Annotated in this window: 1 pseudogene; it reads left to right on the plus strand. The window is 36.3% G+C overall.

The window, feature by feature from the left end:
* Positions 1–868: pseudogene (locus tag ACFSTH_RS11430) on the plus strand (type IV secretion protein Rhs); the annotation flags it as partial.

Here is an 868-nt window from a genome sequence, read left to right on the forward strand (position 1 = left end):
CAAGCAACGATCTATGCATATGATGTATTCGGGCAGCTGACATCTGTTAAAAATGCACTAGGAGAAACGACAACTTATCATTACGATCAATTAGGACAACACATTAAAACGACTTATCCTGATGGTAAGGCAACAAGCAAAGATTATGACCAAGCTGGTAGATTAATAAAAAATGTGGATGCATTAGGTACAGCAGAGAAATTTTATTACGATAAAAATGGAAATAGAATCAAGTTAATCGATAAGCGTAAACAGCAATTCACGTACGCCTATGACAACAGAAATAGATTGCTATCCAAGCAAGGACCTTCTGAAAAGATAGCCTATCGTTATTATAACGATGGTTCTCGTGCTTCGATGACAGATACGACAGGAACAACGAGTTATCAATATGATCCGCATACTGGTGATCTCACTACGATGACGTTTGCTGATGGAAAAACGATGACTTATACGTATAATAAGCTAGGTCAACGAATAAAATTAAAGACACCATTTAATGATGAAATCGGCTATTCCTATACGTCTGTCAATCAGTTACAGCAATTAAAGTGGAATAATATAGTAGAAGCTGATTACGAATATTATTTAAATGGACAAGCGAGGAAAGAAGAGCAAGGCAATGGAGTGAATGTAGAAAGAACCTATGATCAGTTTAAATTAGCTACGTTACAATACGAAAATGAAGCAACCACATTAGGTCAACAGTATCTATATAACTATGATCAAACTGGTAATATAACGAATCGTCAAGCAACCAAGCAAAGCGCCGTCATGGAAGATAACACCTTTACTTATGATGCGTTAAACCGTATAGCGACTTCTACCTTATTCGACGAAAGTTATACGTATGATAAACGTGGTAATC

This window comes from Paenibacillus yanchengensis (assembly GCF_042684845.1).
In the GTDB taxonomy this organism is placed as follows: Bacteria; Bacillota; Bacilli; order Paenibacillales; family Paenibacillaceae; genus Pristimantibacillus; species Pristimantibacillus yanchengensis.